The 18,920-nt window shown below is 58.6% G+C and carries 16 protein-coding genes and 4 tRNA genes; 15 read left to right on the forward strand and 5 right to left on the reverse strand.

The genetic code is table 11. The features are described 5' to 3' along the window. The first annotated feature begins 1 nt into the window (after position 1). The 3 genes from ACVHNU_RS05120 to ACVHNU_RS05130 all read left to right on the forward strand — a co-directional run bounded on the left by ACVHNU_RS05120 (position 2) and on the right by ACVHNU_RS05130 (position 3,542). Positions 2-313 (forward strand): cupin domain-containing protein, encoded by a 312-nt coding sequence (locus ACVHNU_RS05120; RefSeq protein ID WP_473019142.1) that lies wholly within the window; start codon positions 2-4, stop codon positions 311-313. Positions 314-418: 105 nt separating this feature from the next. Beyond that, positions 419-1,570 (forward strand): TDT family transporter, encoded by a 1,152-nt coding sequence (locus ACVHNU_RS05125; protein ID WP_473019143.1) that lies wholly within the window; start codon positions 419-421, stop codon positions 1,568-1,570. 97 nt (positions 1,571-1,667) lie between these two features. Next, on the forward strand, positions 1,668-3,542 hold the full coding sequence (locus ACVHNU_RS05130) for an MFS transporter (protein ID WP_473019144.1): 1,875 nt from the start codon (positions 1,668-1,670) through the stop codon (positions 3,540-3,542). Between the two features lie 123 nt (positions 3,543-3,665). On the opposite strand, the gene sugE is transcribed toward ACVHNU_RS05130, so the two are convergent. From sugE to rdgC, 3 genes are all read right to left on the reverse strand, one after another. After that, positions 3,666-3,980 (reverse strand): quaternary ammonium compound efflux SMR transporter SugE, encoded by a 315-nt coding sequence (gene sugE, locus ACVHNU_RS05135; protein ID WP_003223093.1) that lies wholly within the window; start codon positions 3,978-3,980, stop codon positions 3,666-3,668. A gap of 119 nt (positions 3,981-4,099) precedes the next feature. Beyond that, complete coding sequence (locus ACVHNU_RS05140) at positions 4,100-5,065, reverse strand: bile acid:sodium symporter family protein (RefSeq protein ID WP_103486107.1); 966 nt, start codon at positions 5,063-5,065, stop codon at positions 4,100-4,102. A gap of 150 nt (positions 5,066-5,215) precedes the next feature. Then, positions 5,216-6,136: a recombination-associated protein RdgC gene (rdgC, locus tag ACVHNU_RS05145; RefSeq protein WP_003223096.1), complete on the reverse strand. Its 921-nt coding sequence runs from the start codon at positions 6,134-6,136 to the stop codon at positions 5,216-5,218. Between the two features lie 159 nt (positions 6,137-6,295). On the opposite strand from rdgC, the gene ACVHNU_RS05150 reads away from it, so the two are divergent. From ACVHNU_RS05150 to ACVHNU_RS05165, 4 genes are all read left to right on the forward strand, one after another. Then, a tRNA-Val gene (locus ACVHNU_RS05150) sits at positions 6,296-6,371 on the forward strand. A 19-nt stretch (positions 6,372-6,390) separates the two neighbouring features. Then, a tRNA-Asp gene (locus ACVHNU_RS05155) sits at positions 6,391-6,467 on the forward strand. Positions 6,468-6,665: 198 nt separating this feature from the next. After that, a tRNA-Val gene (locus ACVHNU_RS05160) sits at positions 6,666-6,741 on the forward strand. Positions 6,742-6,766: 25 nt separating this feature from the next. Then, positions 6,767-6,843: transfer RNA gene (locus tag ACVHNU_RS05165), tRNA-Asp, on the forward strand. Positions 6,844-7,040: 197 nt separating this feature from the next. Here the strand turns inward: ACVHNU_RS05165 and ACVHNU_RS05170 are convergent. Both ACVHNU_RS05170 and ACVHNU_RS05175 read right to left on the reverse strand, forming a co-directional pair. After that, entirely contained in the window at positions 7,041-8,177 is a 1,137-nt protein-coding gene (locus ACVHNU_RS05170; protein ID WP_473019145.1) for a catalase family protein, read from the reverse strand. A 26-nt stretch (positions 8,178-8,203) separates the two neighbouring features. Beyond that, on the reverse strand, positions 8,204-10,012 hold the full coding sequence (locus ACVHNU_RS05175; protein WP_473019147.1) for a di-heme-cytochrome C peroxidase: 1,809 nt from the start codon (positions 10,010-10,012) through the stop codon (positions 8,204-8,206). A 270-nt stretch (positions 10,013-10,282) separates the two neighbouring features. Between ACVHNU_RS05175 and ACVHNU_RS05180 the strand changes: the two genes are divergently transcribed. From ACVHNU_RS05180 to ACVHNU_RS05215, 8 genes are all read left to right on the forward strand, one after another. Next, the gene (locus tag ACVHNU_RS05180; protein WP_003223103.1) at positions 10,283-11,002 is read left to right on the forward strand and encodes an FKBP-type peptidyl-prolyl cis-trans isomerase; all 720 of its coding nucleotides are present in this window, start codon (positions 10,283-10,285) and stop codon (positions 11,000-11,002) included. Between the two features lie 300 nt (positions 11,003-11,302). After that, positions 11,303-11,758: a YkvA family protein gene (locus ACVHNU_RS05185; protein WP_003223105.1), complete on the forward strand. Its 456-nt coding sequence runs from the start codon at positions 11,303-11,305 to the stop codon at positions 11,756-11,758. 112 nt (positions 11,759-11,870) lie between these two features. After that, on the forward strand, positions 11,871-12,212 hold the full coding sequence (locus ACVHNU_RS05190; RefSeq protein ID WP_027613366.1) for a helix-turn-helix domain-containing protein: 342 nt from the start codon (positions 11,871-11,873) through the stop codon (positions 12,210-12,212). After that, positions 12,209-12,580, forward strand: coding sequence for a hypothetical protein (locus tag ACVHNU_RS05195; RefSeq protein ID WP_003223109.1), 372 nt, complete (start codon positions 12,209-12,211; stop codon positions 12,578-12,580). Before ACVHNU_RS05190 ends, ACVHNU_RS05195 begins: the two co-directional genes overlap by 4 nt. After that, positions 12,581-12,979 carry an SEL1-like repeat protein gene (locus tag ACVHNU_RS05200; protein ID WP_473019148.1) on the forward strand — a complete coding sequence of 133 codons (399 nt, stop codon included), beginning with the start codon at positions 12,581-12,583 and terminating at the stop codon, positions 12,977-12,979. Positions 12,980-13,226: 247 nt separating this feature from the next. After that, on the forward strand, positions 13,227-17,993 hold the full coding sequence (locus ACVHNU_RS05205; RefSeq protein WP_473019149.1) for an RHS repeat-associated core domain-containing protein: 4,767 nt from the start codon (positions 13,227-13,229) through the stop codon (positions 17,991-17,993). Next, positions 17,993-18,361, forward strand: coding sequence for a hypothetical protein (locus tag ACVHNU_RS05210; protein ID WP_473019150.1), 369 nt, complete (start codon positions 17,993-17,995; stop codon positions 18,359-18,361). The genes ACVHNU_RS05205 and ACVHNU_RS05210 overlap by 1 nt, the downstream gene beginning before the upstream one ends. Next, positions 18,358-18,885, forward strand: coding sequence for a hypothetical protein (locus ACVHNU_RS05215; RefSeq protein WP_473019151.1), 528 nt, complete (start codon positions 18,358-18,360; stop codon positions 18,883-18,885). The genes ACVHNU_RS05210 and ACVHNU_RS05215 overlap by 4 nt, the downstream gene beginning before the upstream one ends. The last annotated feature ends 35 nt before the right edge of the window (positions 18,886-18,920 follow it).

The raw sequence follows: 18,920 nt of genomic DNA on the forward strand, positions 1-18,920 counted from the left end.
GATGAAGATTATCCGCAGCAAGTCGTTCACCGCCGAGCGTGCCTGGGGTGCGCTGGACATCGCCAACATGAACGGCATCACCACGCGTCTGCACTGGACCGATCAGCCTTACAAATGGCACGTCAACGATGGTGAAGAAGTGTTCGTGGTGCTCGATGGTCAGGTGCAGATGCGCTATCGCGAACAGGGCGAAGAAAAGCATGTGCTGCTTGAGGTCGGGGATATCTTCTACGCCTCGGTCGGCACCGAGCACGTGGCGCATCCGCAGGGAGTGGCGCGGATTCTGGTGATTGAAAGCGAAGGCAGTGTCTAGACGCTTATCTGTAAAGTAGATAACAGATAGAGAAATTACCCGTTATATAGATATTCGATTCGGTTCTACCATGGGCTCAACCTCACCTGAGGACAGGAGTTCATGATGACTTGCCCCAATATAGCCAAACCCGGCATCAAGCCGTTCAGCCAGCTTCAGCATCCGCGTGAAGTGATCCGTCAATTCACCCCGAACTGGTTCGCCGCGACCATGGGCACCGGCGTACTGGCCTTGGCGCTGGCGCAACTGCCGGTGGCGATCCCCGGGTTGCACGCGGTGGCCGAAGGTTTGTGGCTGTTCAACATTCTATTGTTCACCCTGTTTACCTTCGCCTATGCCGCGCGCTGGGTACTCTTCTTCGATGAAGCGCGGCGGATCTTCGGCCATTCCACCGTTTCGATGTTCTTCGGCACCATCCCCATGGGCCTGGCGACGATTATCAACGGCTTTCTGCTGTTCGGCCTGCCACGCTGGGGCGAAGGCGTGATTCATCTTGCCGAAGTGCTGTGGTGGCTCGACGTGGCGATGTCGCTGGCCTGTGGCGTGTTGATCCCCTACATGATGTTTACCCGCCAGGAACACAGCATCGACCAGATGACGGCGGTCTGGCTGTTGCCGGTGGTGGCGGCGGAAGTGGCGGCGGCCAGCGGCGGCTTGCTCGCGCCGCACCTGGCCGATGCCCACGCGCAACTGGTGGTGCTGACGACAAGCTACGTGCTCTGGGCATTTTCCCTACCCGTGGCGTTCAGCATTCTGACCATCCTGTTGCTGCGCATGGCGCTGCACAAACTGCCCCACGAAAACATGGCCGCCTCGAGCTGGCTGGCCCTCGGTCCGATCGGCACCGGCGCGTTGGGCATGCTGCTGCTGGGCGCTGATGCACCGGTGATCTTCGCCGCCAATGGCCTGCCGGGCATCGGTGAAATCGCTGCGGGCCTGGGGCTGGTAGCCGGGATCACCTTGTGGGGGTTCGGCTTGTGGTGGATGTTGATGGCGCTGCTGATCACCGCGCGTTACCTGCGCGACGGCATCCCGTTCAACCTCGGCTGGTGGGGTTTCACCTTCCCGCTGGGCGTGTATTCGCTGGCGACCCTCAAGCTCGCCAGCACGCTGAACCTCGGTTTTTTCAGCGTGATGGGCTGTGTGCTGGTGAGCCTGCTGGCAGTGATGTGGCTGATCGTCGGTAAACGCACCGTGCAAGGCGCGTGGCGCGGTGAGCTGTTTGTCTCACCTTGTATTGCAGGGTTGAAGAAATAACCTGAAAAGTTTAGGTAATGTGTGGCCTGGATCGCCGATCGAGATTCCAATAAGCAGATCCAGGCCATTCTCTACCGACCTCAGGGAAACACGGAAGATGAGTCACCCCTCACAGTTCAACCTGCTTCGCACCCGGCGCTTTCTGCCGTTTTTCATCACGCAGTCGCTGGGCGCGTTCAACGACAACGTGTTCAAGCAGTCGCTGATCCTCGCCATTCTGTATCGGCTGACCATCGAAGGTGATCGTTCGATCTGGGTCAACCTGTGTGCGCTGCTGTTTATCCTGCCGTTCTTCCTGTTCTCGGCGCTGGCCGGGCAGTTCGGGGAAAAATTCGCCAAGGACGCGCTGATCCGTCTGATCAAACTCGCGGAAATCGCGATCATGGCCGTAGGCTCGATCGGTTTCCTTTTCGATCACCTGTCGCTGATGCTGGTGGCGCTGTTTGCCATGGGCACGCATTCGGCGCTGTTCGGGCCGGTCAAGTATTCGATTTTGCCGCAGGCGTTGCGCGAGGATGAACTGGTCGGCGGTAACGGACTGGTGGAGATGGGCACGTTCCTGGCGATCCTTGCCGGGACCATCGGCGCCGGCATCATCATGTCCTCGACGCATTACGCGCCACTGGTGTCGACCGCGATTGTCGGGATTGCGGTGCTCGGGTATCTCGCCAGTCGCAGCATTCCGCGCGCTGCGGCGGCTTCGCCGGAAATGCGCCTGAACTGGAACATCTTCAGCCAGTCCTGGGCCACGCTGAAACTCGGCCTGGGCCAGACGCCCGCGGTGTCGCGCTCGATTGTCGGCAACTCGTGGTTCTGGTTTGTCGGGGCGATTTACCTGACGCAGATCCCGGCCTACGCCAAGGAGTGGATGCACGGCGACGAAACTGTGGTAACGCTGATTCTCACCGTGTTCTCGGTGGGGATTGCGCTGGGTTCGATGCTCTGCGAGAAGCTTTCCGGGCGCAAGGTCGAGATCGGTCTGGTGCCTTTCGGTTCGTTCGGTCTGACCGTGTTTGGCCTGCTGCTGTGGTGGCATTCCGGTGGAATCCCGGAGAGCGTCAGCGGCCATAGCTGGACCCAAGTGCTGGGCTTTGCCCATACCTGGGCGGTGCTGGTCGACATTCTCGGCCTCGGTATTTTTGGCGGCTTCTATATCGTGCCGCTGTACGCGCTGATCCAGTCGCGCACCGCCGAGAACGAACGGGCGCGGGTGATCGCGGCCAACAACATTCTCAACGCGCTGTTCATGGTGGTGTCGGCGATCGTTTCGATCGTGTTGCTGAGCGTGGTCAAGCTGTCGATTCCACAGCTGTTTTTGGTGGTATCGCTGCTGAACATCGGCGTCAACGCCTACATCTTCAAGATCGTCCCCGAGTTCAGCATGCGTTTCATGATCTGGCTGCTCAGCCATTCCATGTACCGCGTCGAACACCGTAACCTCGAAGCGATTCCGGACGAGGGCGCGGCATTGCTGGTGTGCAACCACGTGTCGTTCGTCGATGCCTTGCTGATTGGCGGCGCGGTGCGTCGGCCGATTCGCTTTGTCATGTACTACAAAATCTACAACCTGCCGGTGCTGAACTTTATCTTCCGCACGGCGGGGACGATTCCGATTGCCGGACGCAACGAAGACATCCAGATCTACGAAAAAGCCTTCACCCGGATTGCCCAGTATCTGAAGGACGGTGAGCTGGTGTGCATCTTCCCGGAAGGCAAGTTGACCACCGATGGCGAGATCAACGAGTTCAAGGGCGGGCTGACGCGGATTCTCGAAGAAACCCCGGTGCCGGTAATTCCGCTGGCGCTGCAGGGATTGTGGGGGAGTTTCTTCAGTCGCGATCCGAACAAGGGCCTGTTCAAGCGGTTGTGGTCGCGGGTGACGTTGGTGGCGGGTTCGGCGGTGGCGGTGGAGGCGGCGCAGCCGGCGAAATTGCAGGGGTTGGTGGGGGCGTTGCGCGGGGCTGTCAGATAGTTGTTGCCTGAATTGGCCCCATCGCTGGCAAGCCAGCTCCCACAGGTTTTCTGGATTTACACAAGATTTGTGTTCACCGGAGATCCCTGTGGGAGCGGGCTTGCTCGCGAAAGCGGCAGTGGCCTAAGCGCTGACCTTGAGGCCGATCAAACCGGTAATGATCAACGCCACACTGGCCAGCCGAATCAACGCCATCGACTCGCCAAACAGAATGATCCCGGCAATCACCGTGCCTACGGCACCGACCCCGGTCCAGATCGCATAAGCCGTACCCAGTGGTAATTCCTTCATCGCCAGGCCCAACAGGCCGAGGCTGATTGCCATCGCTGCGACGGTCAGTACGGTGGGGAGCGGGCGGGTGAAACCGTCGGTGTATTTCAGGCCGACGGCCCAGCCGACTTCGAACAGGCCGGCGAAAAACAGAATGATCCAGGACATGAAAGACCTCCATCGATTGACGGGGCCGTCCCCAGATTGATAACTCGATCGAGCCGCAGGGTCGTCCCCGCGTAGCGCAACAGTCTGCCGAGCATTAATCCGGGGATCAAGCTTCCCGGTCAGTCGGTCGGCTGCTGCGCCAGCGCCTCACGGTCTTCCTTCTCGCTCATGCGCCGGAAGTACGTCGAGAGCAGCGCCCCGGAAATATTGTGCCAGACGCTGAACAACGCGCTCGGCACCGCCGCCAGCGGCGAGAAGTGCGCACTGGCCAATGCCGCGCCCAACCCCGAATTCTGCATGCCGACTTCCAGCGCCAGCGACTTGCGCTGCGCCAGTGGCAACTTGAACAGGCGTCCGGTGAAGTAACCCAGCAAGTATCCGAAGCTGTTATGCAGCATCACCACCGCCATGATCAGCAGCCCGGATTCGGCAATCTTCGCCTGACTGGCGGCCACCACGGCGGTGACGATGATGACGATGCTGACCACCGACACCAGAGGCAACACGTCCACCGCGTGCCGCACTCTATCGCCGAGCAAACGTTGCGCGACCACGCCGAGCACGATCGGCAGCAGCACCACTTGCAGGATCGACCAGAACAATTCCATGAACGACACCGGCAACCACGCCGAAGCCAGCAGCCAGATCAGCGCCGGGGTCAGCAGCGGGGCGAGGAGGGTGGTAACAGCGGCAATCGCCACCGACAGCGCCAGGTCGCCCCGGGCCAGCCAGGTCATCACGTTCGAAGACGTGCCACTTGGGCAGCAGCCGACCAGAATCACCCCGACGGCGATTTCCGGTGGCAGATGGAAGATCTGGCAGAGCAACCACGCCACACCGGGCATGATCACGAAATGTGCGACCACGCCCAAAGCCACGCGCCACGGATGGCGGGCGACGGCGGCGAAGTCATCGAGTTTGAGGGTCAGGCCCATGCCGAACATCACCAGCCCCAGCAGCGGCACGATTGCGCCTTTGAGGCCGAGGAACCACGCCGGTTGCAGGAACGCGATCACCGCGAAAATCAGAACCCAGTAAGCGAAGGTATTGCCGACAAAGCGACTCAGTGCAGCCAGTGCGCGCATGGCCTGTTCCTTGTTATTAAAAATGAACACCACAAAACAACTGTAGGAGTGAGCCTGCTCGCGATAGCGGTTGTTCAGTCAACATTTGCGTTGAATGTCAGTTCCTCATCGCGAGCAGGCTCACTCCTACATTTTGTACATCACAGGTATTTAGATCCCCTGCGGAGTCTCTTCACCGCCCAACGCTTCCACCAGCGCCGGCAGGAAGTCGCCGAAGGTCAGCATCATCAGGGTGAAGCTGGCGTCCAGTTGGCCCAGGGCCTCGTCGCCACCGTCCTGTTCCGCCTGATCCTGCAGCAGGTCTTCGAACTTCAGGCGTTTGACGGTCATCTTGTCATCGAGCATGAACGACAACTTGTCCTGCCAGGCCAGCGACAACTGAGTCACGACTTTACCGGTGCTCAGGTGCAACTGGATTTCTTCGCTGGTCAGGTCCTGACGCTTGCAACGCACGATGCCGCCGTCTTCGTGGGTGTCGCGCAGCTCGCACTCGTCCAGAACGAAGAAGTCCGGGGCCGCTTGCTGGGTGGTGACCCACTCGGTCATCACGGCGGTCGGCGCGGTTTTCACGGTCAGCGGACGGACGGGCAGGGTGCCGAGCACTTCACGCATGGTGGAGAGCAGGTCTTCGGCGCGTTTCGGGCTGGCCGAGTTGACCAGGATCAGGCCCTGTTTCGGCGCGATGGCGGCGAAGGTCGACGAGCGACGGATAAAGGCGCGCGGCAGGAACGCCTGGATGATTTCATCCTTGATCTGATCGCGTTCCTTCTTATAGACCTTGCGCATCTGCTCGGCTTCGATCTCTTCGACCTTTTCCTTGACCGCGTCGCGCACGACGCTGCCCGGCAGAATGCGTTCTTCTTTACGCGCAGCGATCAGCAGGAAGTCACCGCTGACGTGTACCAGTGGAGCATCTTCGCCTTTGCCGAATGGCGCGACGAAACCGTAGGTGGTCAACTCCTGGCTTGCACATGGACGCGCCAGTTTGGTGGCCAGTGCAGTTTCCAGCGCCTCGGCATCGACAGGCAGGTCTTGGGTCAGGCGATAGATAAGCAGGTTTTTGAACCACATGGGGTGAGTCTCTCCTTTATACAAAGGGGGGCATTATTGTCTTCGCCGGGTCATAGGCCAACCCTTCTCTAAGCCTTTGGAAGGCCTGAGAAAATTAATTAAAAAAGTGCTTGCCAGAGGTTGGGTCGCTCCGTAGAATGCGCGCCACACCGAAGCGAAGGGTGATTAGCTCAGCTGGGAGAGCGTCTGCCTTACAAGCAGAATGTCGGCGGTTCGATCCCGTCATCACCCACCATTCGTTTCAAGTGTTTAGCGCAGCGGTAGTTCAGTCGGTTAGAATACCGGCCTGTCACGCCGGGGGTCGCGGGTTCGAGTCCCGTCCGCTGCGCCATATTCGGTAACCTGGACCACTGAACGCCAGGTCACCACGGAAAAACCCGCTGAAGCGGGTTTTTTTCTGTCTCACGTTTGTACCTTGTTCCATCGGGTTGTGTCGTTTCACCGGTTTTCGGATTTTTTTGAAAAAAACTTCAATTAAATCAACACTTTACGAAAACTTGTGGCATAATGCGCCCCGTAACGAAGCGAAGGGTGATTAGCTCAGCTGGGAGAGCGTCTGCCTTACAAGCAGAATGTCGGCGGTTCGATCCCGTCATCACCCACCATTCGTTTCCGTTTCAAGCGTTTCGCGCAGCGGTAGTTCAGTCGGTTAGAATACCGGCCTGTCACGCCGGGGGTCGCGGGTTCGAGTCCCGTCCGCTGCGCCATATTCGGTCACCTGGACCCACTGAACGCCAGGTCACCACAGAAAGCCCGCCTAGTGCGGGCTTTTTGCTGTCTGCGATTTGTGAAATCACTCGATCTCCTCTGTAGGAGCTGCGGCACGCTGCGATCTTTTGATCTTGCTTTTAGAGATCAAAAGATCGCAGCCTCGTTTCACTCGACAGCTCCTACAGAGGAATTCTCACTGTTCGGCATTGCGACTGTGCCGATAATCGCTCACCGCCTCATACACCGCTTTGCGCAAGCGGTTGATCCCGCCAATCGGCCGATGCGCCTCAATACCAAACCATGGGTTGAACGACAGGTTGTCGCATTCTAGATTCAGTGCCGGCGTGTCGAAGTCCTGCGCAGGCAGGGTAATCCGCGCCACGCTTTCAAACGGTGAATCCTGCTCGCGCCATTCGATGCTGGTGTCCTCGATCGGCATGTACTTGTTCGCATCCTGGCGCTGAATCTGCAGCACGAAACACGCCGGCACCCGATCCGTCGACAATTGCTGATTCAAGGCACTGCGCAGGAAGTTCGGCAGGTCATGGTTTTGCGGGGGCAGGGCATACGCCGGGCAATTATCAGGATCCGGTGCTACCCGAAACTTCGCATTGGCCTCACCGAATTTGTAGGGGGATACCGAAAAGTAAGTCGTCCCTGTCGGGCTGTCCGGTGGCGGCGACAGCGTTGCCAGGGCGATGAACAAGTGGCGGATCTGCCAGGTTCGCGGATCCCAGCCGGGGAAAAACGCCATGATCTTTTTGCCATCAGCCTGAGCCGCTACATTCTGACGATACTCGGCGACATCGCTGACAAAGAAATTCGCATGGCTGAACATCACAAAGTCTTGTTCGTGGCGCTCTTGACGGTCGCCTAGCAGCTGTTTCCCGGGAACATCGAGCAGTTTGATCGCCATGCCCCGGGCGTCGCGGATGCTGTCGAACTGTGGATAGGCGTTGCCATTGGACAGGCGAATCATCGCCTGCCAGGTTTTACCCGGCTCGCTGAATACGCCTTGGCGCAACGCTGGCGCCAGTTCCTGCAGCACCGTCACTTCGGCCTTCACGCAACCGTGGGCCTTGGCATGCGCGTCGCGCAGGTAGCGAGTGCCTTCGCGGTGTTGATCGACGATGCGCACCGCCGTCTGGATCACGTCCTGGGTCATCGCCGCTTCACCGGCGGGAATCTGTTCTTGCGCCGACACCGGGCCGCGGTGTTGCCAGGCGAACCATGCGCTCGCGATGGCCCAGCCCAGCAGGCCGATAATCAGCAATGCCAGCAGGGTTTTGCCGAGCAGGCGTCCCAGCCACAACCAGAGGCGGGCGAGCATGAACGGTCTTTTGTACGAATGGATCATCATGGCAATTGAGCCTCCAACGGTCCGCCCAGTACTTTCAGGTACTCCAGCAATGCCCAGCGTTCCTGCGGTTGCAGCAGTCGGCCGATGACGCCACTGCCACGCTCGCCGGCGCGGAATTCATGACCGCTGTTGTGGTTGCCGCTAATCCGGGTGTCGAACAGAAAGCCGTTGGTAAAGGCCTCGGTGCGATATCCCAGGTGGCGCGGGTCGTACTCGAGAGTGCCTTTATAGAAGGTGGTGGCGCGTTCATCCTGGGGCGACAGCAGTTGATAAAGACTCGGTACCGAACCGTTGTGCAGAAATGGCGCGGTGGCCCAAACCCCGGCCAGTGGTCTGGCCTTGTAAGCGACTTTTTCGCGCACGCCGATCGGCAGACCGAAGCCATCGAGTTGTGGCTTTTCCTGAGGGGTGACACCGGCCTCGCGATAAGCGCGGTTTTCGACGAATGCGGTGACGTAAGCCAGGCCCTTGGCCACCGATAGCTGGCTCAGATCCAATGGCTCTTTGGGCGTTGGATGCAGCTTTACATCCATCTGCTCAAGCTCCTTCAGATCCCATTGCAGCGGCGTCAGGTCGAAACGGTGGTTGGCAATGTTGGTCGCTGCATTCGGATCGGTGCCGATCACCGCCACCGGCAGCATGTGCAAATGCTGCACCCAGCGTTCGCCCTCCTGAGTCTTGCGTGGCACGTGGCAACCGGCGCAGTTCTCGGCAAACAGCGTGCGGCCTTTGGCGGCCAGTGGTTTGTCCACCGCACCCAAGACCTCTTCCGGCCAGGCGGGTGGTTGCAGGTGTTGCAGGGTTTCTTCGATTTTGTGCAGGTCACGCACGCGGACACTGGAGGCGTAACGGGCATCGCCCTGCAGCGGCTGGCCATTGCTGTCGAAGAAATTCAACGTGGCGCCGACACCCAGTGCCTCCCCGATATTGCGCGCCATCGGTTGCTGTGCCGAGCCGTTCCATTGCACCCAGTCGAACGTCCACATGTCCCACAGTTGCGGGTAGTCCACCGGGGCGTTGGCCACCCGGTAGTTGGTGGGGGAGATCGCGTCGCCGAAGGTGGCGTTGGCGATGCGGCCGAACGCATCGGTGCGTCCCGGGCCTTCTTCGGTGGGGTAGAGGCCTCGGTGAGTGTCGTTCCAGGCGACTCTCAGGAACGTGTTCAGAGACGCCTTGAAGTCTTTGCGCAGTTGCTCGTGGCGCGCCTCATAGTCATTGCCCAGCACATTGCGGGCGAAACGCTCGAACTTCCATGGGTTGTAGTAAGTCGAGGTCAGACTGGCGACCAATGCCTGTCCGAAACTGCCGCCGCGCAATGTCGGAACGCTGGAAGGCAAGACATGCTGCGCCGAACCGCCGTCAATCCGCACGGCCTGATCCTTGAAGCGTAATTCGCCGGTGTGGCAAGCGGCGCAGGTGATATCGAGATATTGCTCGTTACCGCCGGGATTTCGATGGCGGGCGAAACCGACCGGTAGATTGCCAGGGTTGTTCGGTGTGGCTTTCTGTTGCGGATCAACCAGAAAGCCGAAGCGTGCGAGGTATTCCGGGGACGCGAAACGCTGCTGCGAGAAGGGTAATTCCAGCGCCTCGAACCATTCATAACGCAGGCCTTTGACCTGTGTGCCCTGCGGGGTGAAGTAGTAGGTCTGGCGTTCTTCTTCACTCCACTGGTTCAGGTAATGCACCTTTTGGGCGGGGGAGTAGAACGGTAATTTCGGGTTGGCGACGTAGTACAAAATCACGGCCAGGCCCAGGCCCAGCAGCACGATGATCAGGGTCAGCACACGGTAGAAGAGACGCAAGATAAACATCCTTGTCGAGTTGTTGCGCTGTTATGCCTCACCTGTTGCGGGTGCGGCAAGTGGCCATTACGCCAACTGTCGTAGGAAGTCTCTTCAGTCTCTGTCGGGCGAAGATGACAGAAGCTTCATCGTCCCTTTTCCCGAATGCGTTTTAATCCCTGAACTTATCGGACGTTTCCTGCTCTCATGCCGGTAGCCATTGGTCGTGGCGGCCTGATAAGCTCGCGGCTTTACTCGATTGCCCTTTCGGCGCATGAACAAGGAAATAGCATGAAACAGCATCGGTTGGCGGCGGCGGTAGCCCTGGTTAGCCTGGTCCTCGCGGGTTGTGATTCGCAGACCAGCGTAGAGCTGAAAACCCCGGCGCAAAAAGCTTCCTACGGTATCGGCCTGAACATGGGCAAGAGCCTTGCTCAGGAAGGCATGGATGATCTGGACTCCAAAGCGGTAGCCCAGGGCATCGAAGATGCCGTCGGCAAGAAAGAACAGAAGCTGAAAGACGAAGAACTGGTCGAAGCCTTTGCCGCGCTGCAGAAGCGTGCTGAAGAGCGTATGGCCAAGATGAGCGAAGAGTCGGCAGCTGCCGGCAAGAAATTCCTCGAAGAAAACGGCAAGAAGGCCGGCGTGACCACTACTGCATCCGGTCTGCAGTACGAAGTGATCAAGAAAGCCGACGGCCCACAGCCTAAGCCTACCGACGTAGTGACCGTTCACTACACCGGCAAGCTGACCAACGGCACCGTGTTCGACAGCTCCGTTGAGCGTGGCAGCCCGATCGATCTGCCGGTCAGCGGCGTGATCCCGGGTTGGGTTGAAGGTCTGCAACTGATGCACGTTGGTGAGAAGTACAAGCTGTACATCCCTAGCGATCTGGCTTACGGCGCGCAATCGCCAAGCCCGGCGATCCCGGCCAACTCGGTCCTGGTCTTTGACCTGGAACTGCTGGCCATCAAGGATCCAGCCAAAGAAGACGCCGCTGCTGCCAAGTAACAGGCATCATTAACGGCTTCGCCAACAACGCCTCGCTTATGCGGGGCGTTGTTGCATCTGGACGAAGCTGGCGGTAAACAGAGCGAACGGATGCGGCTCGCAGCAGTCCTAGAGATTGAGGCCGCCAGCGCTAGACGCCCTGAGCTGCCAAGTCAATGAAATATTGGGGTTTTTTATGTGAGTAAAAAACGCCCGATCTGAGCGCAGCCCTTATGAAACGGGGCTTTCAGCGCTGAAATGCAGCTCTGTTCACAAGGTTATCCACAATTTGTGTGGATAACATTTCAACGGGAGAAATAGATGAAAGCGCCGTGGAATTTCGCCCGATTTCTGCCCCTCGCCGGTCGATTGCTGGCGCGTGGGCGTCTGCCGACTCTGTTGTTCGCGGTGGCGAGCAAAGGTGCCGCGCAAGGCAATCGCCTTGGCAAACTCAAGGATGATCTGCGTCTGCTCCAGGCACTGTGCCTGGCTTACTGGCGTGGCGAGTATCGGGCCATCAGCCCGAAAGCCATGGTTTCGGTGGTAGCGGGGCTGATGTACTTCCTCAGTCCGGTGGATGCGATCCCGGATTTTATCCCGGTGTTCGGCATGCTCGATGACATCGCGGTTCTGGCCTGGGTGATGAAAACCCTCGACGATGAGCTCAATGCTTTCCGGCTCTGGCGCAGCCGGCAGCAGCCGGAAAAGCTCGCGGTGGTCGAGCGCCTGCCTGATACCCCCGAACAACTTCAGTTGCAGGGCCCGAAAAAGCCCTGATTCACTTCGCCTGGATACAGATAGATACCCCCCGCGACCTTGGCCGCTGTTAGGATTACACTTCTAGGGAAAAGTGCCGACTCGCTAAGTGTTGTTGTCCTACGGGGTAGTCATGGATATTCAGATAATTGCACGCGATGGCGAACCCGAATATGCGGTTCTGCCATGGGTTCAGTATCAGGCTCTACTGAAAGCAGCAGGCATCAACGAAACACCGCAGCAGCAGGCGCCAGCGCCGGCAGCTGCAACGCCGGACCCGATTCTTCCAGGTCTGGATCAACTACGCAGTTTGCGCGAAGGGAAGGGCATCGCCATCGAGGCGCTGGCCCGCACGGTAGGCATCAGCCCGTCTTATCTGGCCATGATCGAAAGCGGCGAGCGTCAACCTGACGCCGCGATTCGTCGCAGCCTGGCCTGGGAATTGACGGTGCCGGGTTGGAGGGATGAATCGTGAGCGTACGCATCAGTCGTCAACATTGGGACGGATTGCTCGGGGAGCTGGATCAGGCGCGCAGGCAGCGCCATCTGTTGACCTATCGAGCCTTGCTCGAACGTTTGCAACTGCCGACGCCGGCGATGCAGACGCTGACCGCGGCACTTGAGCATCTGGCTGCACTGGACGCCAAGGCCGAGCAGCCATTGCGCAGCTCGCTGGTGATCAGCCAGGGTGCCAGCCGTTTGCCACGTACCGGTTTTTTTGAATGCGTCGAGCGTCTGGGGCGCTTTTCCGGGCCCTCCGATGGCGTCGCGGCTGCTTCCTGGCATGCATCGGAAGTGGTCAGGGTTTTCGAATACGAGTACCCGGAATCGGCGGAGGCCTGAGTGTTCTTACGACTCAAGGCGTCGGCCAGTTACTGGTTGGCCCGTAGGCTCTTTCACTGGTCATGGTTCGTCCGCCAGCCCAGAGGCTGGCGCTGGCTCGAAGGGCAGTTTGCGCGCATGGCCAATCTTGGCGATGTTGGCGCGCAAAGCTTTTATGGGCACATTCTGACGTTTCGCGGTGTTGGCCTGGGTGCACGCGAAGAGGGTGTGCGGCTATTGCGTCTGGCGGCACTCGCCGGCGATGGCAAAGCGGCCTATCAGGTCGGCGTGATCTGCCTTGCAGGTACCCCGAGCAAGGGGCCGGATCCAGCAGAGGCTGCGCGCTGGTGGACTTTGGCCGCCAAGGCCGGCCACTCTTTGGCCGAACTCAAACTCAAAGAATTGAGCGCTCGCGATTAAACCCAGTAAATCCATTTGTGTCGGCCCGATAAACGTGGCGTGAGGGAAACCTCACGCCACGTTTACGTTTATAGCTATACGTTTTGTAGTAACTGGTTTTTTACAGATTAGTCCTACAGCAAACGCCTACTCGCCTGACTTCTTTCCTGGCTGATCCCCCGCAAAGTCCCCGCGCCTAATTTCTGCGCGAGGGAACGCTCATGTTTGACCCGGTTTTTCATTCCACCCCGCATCGTCGTGTGCGCTGATGGACGCCGTCAGCCGCATCGAGCAGGAACTCGACAGCTTCCCCGACACCCTCGACCTCTATCGCCAACAACTTGAGCATTGGTTGAGTCGCGCGGCCGACCAGGTCAGCCAAGCGGCCGACCTGCCGTCGCTGATGGGCATGGAGCGGATCATTCGCTTCGGCGATCGCGTCACTGCCGTCAGCACTGGCGACAGTGAGTTTTCCTCCAGCGTCGTGCAGTGCCCGAAGAGCGGATTGCTGGCGATCGAGAGCAAGTTCGAGTCGGTGTACGACATTCCGCTGGGCGACATCGTGGTGGATGTGGTGGCGGTGGATGATGGAAAAACCTCGCCCGTGGCACTGGATGCGCAAGGCCGGGGCACCTTCACCGGTACGCCAGGCAAGTTCTATCGCGTGCAGGTGCACAGCGAGGTTACCCCGGAGCAGATCAAGGCGCTGTTCAAGTCCTACGATGGCTTGACCGGTGAGCTGGATGGCTGGCTGCGCAGCGAGTGGCAGGGGTTCCAGCCGCAGTGGTCGCAGTCGGTGGCGACAGCCGCGAGCAACGGCATGCTCGCCGGGAGTTGGGCGGCGATCGAGGGGGTGTGGGACAGCATCGGGATGCTGTCGGACATTCTCAAGGATCCAGGCGCATTTGCCGAGCGGCTGGGAAGCGGCGCGGCTGATCTGATCCGGCTCGCAGAATCAGCTCCGGATGTCATGCAGAAACTGCAGCTGCTGGTCAGTGATGAAGCGGCGCTGTGTTTGCTGTTGCGTGCGGCGAGCCTCTGGTTCGAGATGCTACCGCCCAGCCAGATCGCCGGCAAAACCGCTGAAACGGCGTCGATGATGATCGTGCAGGTGCTGATCGATGTGCTGATCGGCGTTGTGTTGACATTCGTCGGGGCTGGCGCAGGGATCGCTTATCTGACCCTGCGCCTGGCGGATCGCGCGGCCCAGTTGCTGTCGGTTGTAAAGCGCCTGGTCAAGGCGATTTTCGGCATCGTCAACACGTTCATCCATTACGTCGACCAGTACAAAACCGTTGCCGCGCGGGGTATTGCCGCTGGCGTGAAAAAGGGGCGCATGCAATTGCGCTGGGATGCGAAGCGCAATGCCGCCCTGAAGAAAAACGAGCACCACGATAACGCTCCCGATCAAGCGAAAAACCCCAACGGCGACAGCGCCGATTGCGCGCCGCTGACCTGCACCAACGGCTGTCCGGTGTCGATGGTCACCGGCGAAGAACTGCTGACCCTGAGCGATGGCACGCTCGATGGTTTGCTGCCGTTCGAATTCACCCGGTTGTACCGCACCAGCGCGGTAGAGATCGATGTCGGGCTGGGGTTTGGCTGGAGTCATTCGCTGGCGCATCGGCTGGAGTTTGATGGCGATGTGGTGGTCTGGGTCGATCACGAGAACCGCCGCACGCGGTTTCCGTTGCCCAGCGTTGAACGGCCGCAGATTCACAACAGCTTGTCGCGGGCGGCGATTTTTCTCGGGAATGAGCCGGAGGAACTGATCCTCGCGCTGGCGGGGGATACGGCGCGGTTTTATCACTTTCGGGCTGGGCGGCTGACGGCGGTCAGTGATGCGTATGGCAATCGTCTGACCGTGCATCGCGATTATTCCGACCGTGTGCAGCGCCTGGATAACGGCGCTGGTCGCTCGCTGTTTTTGCGCTACGACCAGGCGCATCTGGTAGCGGTGGATTACCAGGTGCTTGGGGGCGATGGCTGGCGCACCGAGCAAACGTTGGTCAGTTATTGCTACGACGCCCGTCAGCGTTTGTTGGCCGCGACCAACGCCGTCGGTGACAGCGAGCGTTACGACTACGACGATCAGCACGTCATCCTGCAGCGGCAACTGACCGGCGGCGCGAGTTTCTTCTGGGAGTGGGAGCGTGCCGGCAAAGCGGCGCGCTGCGTACGGCACTGGGCGTCGTTCTCGCAGATGGACACGCGGTATGTCTGGGACGACGACGGCCGTGTCGCGGTGCATTACGTCGATGGCACCGAAGAGGTTTACGTCCACGATGACAGCGCACGGCTGGTGCGCAAGGTCGAGGCCGATGGCGGTGAGCACCTCAAGGCCTATGACGATCAGGGCCGGCTGATCGCCGAGCAGGACGCGCTCGGTGCGATCACCGAATACCGTTACGACGACGTCGGACGGCTGATCGCGCTGCTTCCGCCGGAAGACGAGCCAACGTCCTACGAGTACCGCAACGGTTTCCTGCACAGCCGTTCTCGCGGTGAGGCGGTGTGGACATTCCGGCGCAACGCTGAAGGGGATGTCACCGAAGCGGTCGATCCCGACGGCCAGGTCACCCATTACCACTACAACGTTCGCGGGCAGTTGCTGTCGATCCGCTATCCGGACACCAGTCGGCACATTTTTGTCTGGAACGACCTCGGCCAACTGATCGAAGAAACCCTGCCCGCTGGCGGTGTGCGGCGTTTTTCCTACGATGCGCTGGGACGGCGGACGACCTCTAGCGACGAACACGGCGCGATTACCCGTCAGCAGTGGGATGCGGCTGGCCGACTGGTTCAGACGACCTTTCCTACAGGTGCCACCCGCGCCTACAGCTACGGCGCTTATGGCCAGGTTACCGCCGAGCGCGACGAACTTGGGCGCATCACCCGCTACGAGTATGACGATGACCTGCACCTGGTCTCGCGCAAGATCAATCCCGACGGCACGCGGGTGCAATACCGCTACGACCATGCGCAACTGCTGCTCACGGAAATCGAGAACGAGTCCGGGGAAAAGTATCGACTGGACTACACGCCGAGCGGATTGATCCGACAGGAAACCGGCTTCGACGGGCGGAGCACCGCCTACGCCTACGATCGTAATGGGCACCTGCTGGAGAAGACCGAGTTCGGCGATGACGGCTCAACGCTGGTCACCGCTTACCAGCGTGATGCGGCCGGGCGTCTGCTGTTGAAAATCCTGCCCGACGGGGTTCAGGTGGCTTACCGCTACGATCGCCTGGGGCGGTTGACCGGTGTCGATGACGGCCAGAAACATCCACTGGCCTTCGCATACGATCTGCAAGACCGGCTGATCACTGAGCATCAGGGCTGGGGCACTTTGCGGTATACCTATGACGCTTGCGGCCAGCTCAAGCGCCAGCGTCTGCCGGACAACAGCAAGCTCGATTATCACTACGCCAAGGGCGGTGCGCTGACCGCCATCGACCTCAATGGCGCACGGCTGACCAGCCATGTCTACCAGTGCGGTCGCGAACAACAACGCCAGCAAGGCCTGCTGCTCAGCGACTATGCCTACGACGATCAGGGCCGTTTGCTGGCCCACGCTGTAGGCCATCAGCACGCGTCGCTATACCGCCGCGACTATGCCTACAGCGCCAACGGCAATCTGGAGCACATTGCCGACAGCCGTCACGGCCAGCGCACCTACGCCTACGACGCCCTCGACCGCTTGATCCGCGTGCGCCACTCGCGTGACGAACTGCCCGAGTCCTTCGCCCACGACCCGGCCGGCAACCTGCTGATGCAGGACCGCCCCGGTCCCACGCGGATCAAGGGCAACCGCCTGCTGATGCAAGGCGACCGACACTACTACTACGACGCCTTTGGTAACCTGATCCGCGAGCGTCGTGGCCGCGACCAGCAACTCGTCACCGAGTACCGCTACGACTGCCAACACCGCCTGATCAGCCTGACCCGCCCCGACGGCCAAACCTCGACCTATCAATACGACGCCTTCGGCCGACGCATCCGCAAGACCGTCGACGGCGTCAGCACCGAGTTCTTCTGGCAAGGCGACCACCTCGTCGCCGAGAGCAGCAAAACCTACCACCGCAGCTACGTCTACGAACCCGGCACCTTCCGGCCGCTGGCGCTGCTCGACGGCAAAGGCCCGAAACGCGCCTGCCCGTTCTACTACCAACTCGACCACCTCGGCACCCCGCAGGAACTCACCGACTACAGCGGCGAAATCGTCTGGTCCGCGCAGTACGACGCCTACGGCAAGGTCGCGGCGATCACTCTGGCCGGCGAGGACTATCTCGACCAGCCGCTGCGCTTTCAGGGGCAGTATTTCGACGCGGAAAGTGGGCTGCATTACAACCGGCATCGGTATTACGACCCGCGGTTGGGGCGGTATCTGACGCCGGATCCCATCAAGTTGGCGGGTGGGTTGAACCAATACCAGTACACGCCGAATCCGACGGGGTGGGTGGATCCGTTGGGGTTGACGTCCAATTGCCCGTCGCCGGCGCCACCTCGTCGTCCGATGAAGCGCATGGCTGGTTGCGTGATAGTTGACGACGGACATCCTCCACTGCCAGCGATGACTGCACAGGAGCGACGAGCAAGGATTGATGAACTTGGCGAAGAAAATGCTTATAGGCGGTTACATGAGATGGAAGATCCAACAAATGGAGAGCATTTTCTGGAAAAGCATGGTGCTCAAACCACTTTGAATTCTCAGTATGAACGATCGACCTTAGCCAAAAACCCAACCACAGGAATCGTGGAAACTTACAATAGTGGGAGGAGGAGAGGACAGCCTATGATTCCATCTGCTGCAACACACTTCTTGAGTCATAGAGACCAGCTGAATGCTATCTACAGAGCACAACTGATTCTCCGATATACGAATCTACAAATATCAAAACGGCCAATTGATATGGGTAAGGTTATCGGTGAGGGATACAAACGTGGAGGTCTTGACTATGGAAAGCAAACAAGGGCAGTTGTCATTCTTGAGCCAAATGGGCGAGTTAAAACCTCATATACGGATTTTGACTGATGAAAAATAAATATAAAATTGTGGATATAAAAAATTTGCTATTCGTTTTTGATATAGAAAATACAAGAAGTGATGAGAGGGAGAAGGTTATAGTTTCTAAGGATGTGAATAATGATAAAGAGCTTGCTGAGTTGTTTGATGCTCTTTTGAAATCGGAGTTTTTAGATTATACCACTCAAGAACGGGTATCTCTAACTGAGACCGTCGCCCATTTTTTAAATGAGGACGACAATTTCGATCGTGTATTTGGACGAATGACTACCTATTTTGATGAGGATGTTATAGATCAGCGCCGATTTATGCAGGTTTTACTTAGTTGTTTGAGGAGATATCAGCTTGAAAGCTCATGCAGTGAGACTGCTCAATGATTGAGGTCATTGAAGGAAGGTGGTCATTCAACGACTTTAAGCGATGGACTCGCGGTGAATCGAATGCGGATCTATTTGGCGATCAGTATGTTGAGGATCCCGATGCAGTGGATCTGAATATTTTGAGCGAATGCGGAGACGCAGGTTTGCTGGAACTAGTGTCAAATCCAAATTGTAGGGAGCGCCTGTATTTTGCAAATCTCCTGGTTTTTAGTCTTTGTAATGCTTTTAGGATGGGGCGAAGTTTGCCTTTTCACTTTTCGAGAATGATGGGGATTGAAAGTCGCGAAGTTTATCTGGAGGGTGTGATGGTAGATGCGGGTCGCTTGTACGACAAATGTGAAGTTATTAATTTAATGAGTAAGTCTATTGATCCAGCTATAAAGTCTTTTTACAAGCAGATAATGGATTTTCGACACGACAGGATAAGCCTTGTGAGTGATTTTTATCAGAGTTGTGTAGCGCGATTCGATTTGACGCTGTTTGATGACCTATATGGTAGTTCTGAAAAATTTAACCAATAGCTGATTGAGGATGTATGAATTGCCCCCCTTCGCGA

It is taken from the genome of Pseudomonas sp. Ors-4-3C, assembly GCF_055755035.1.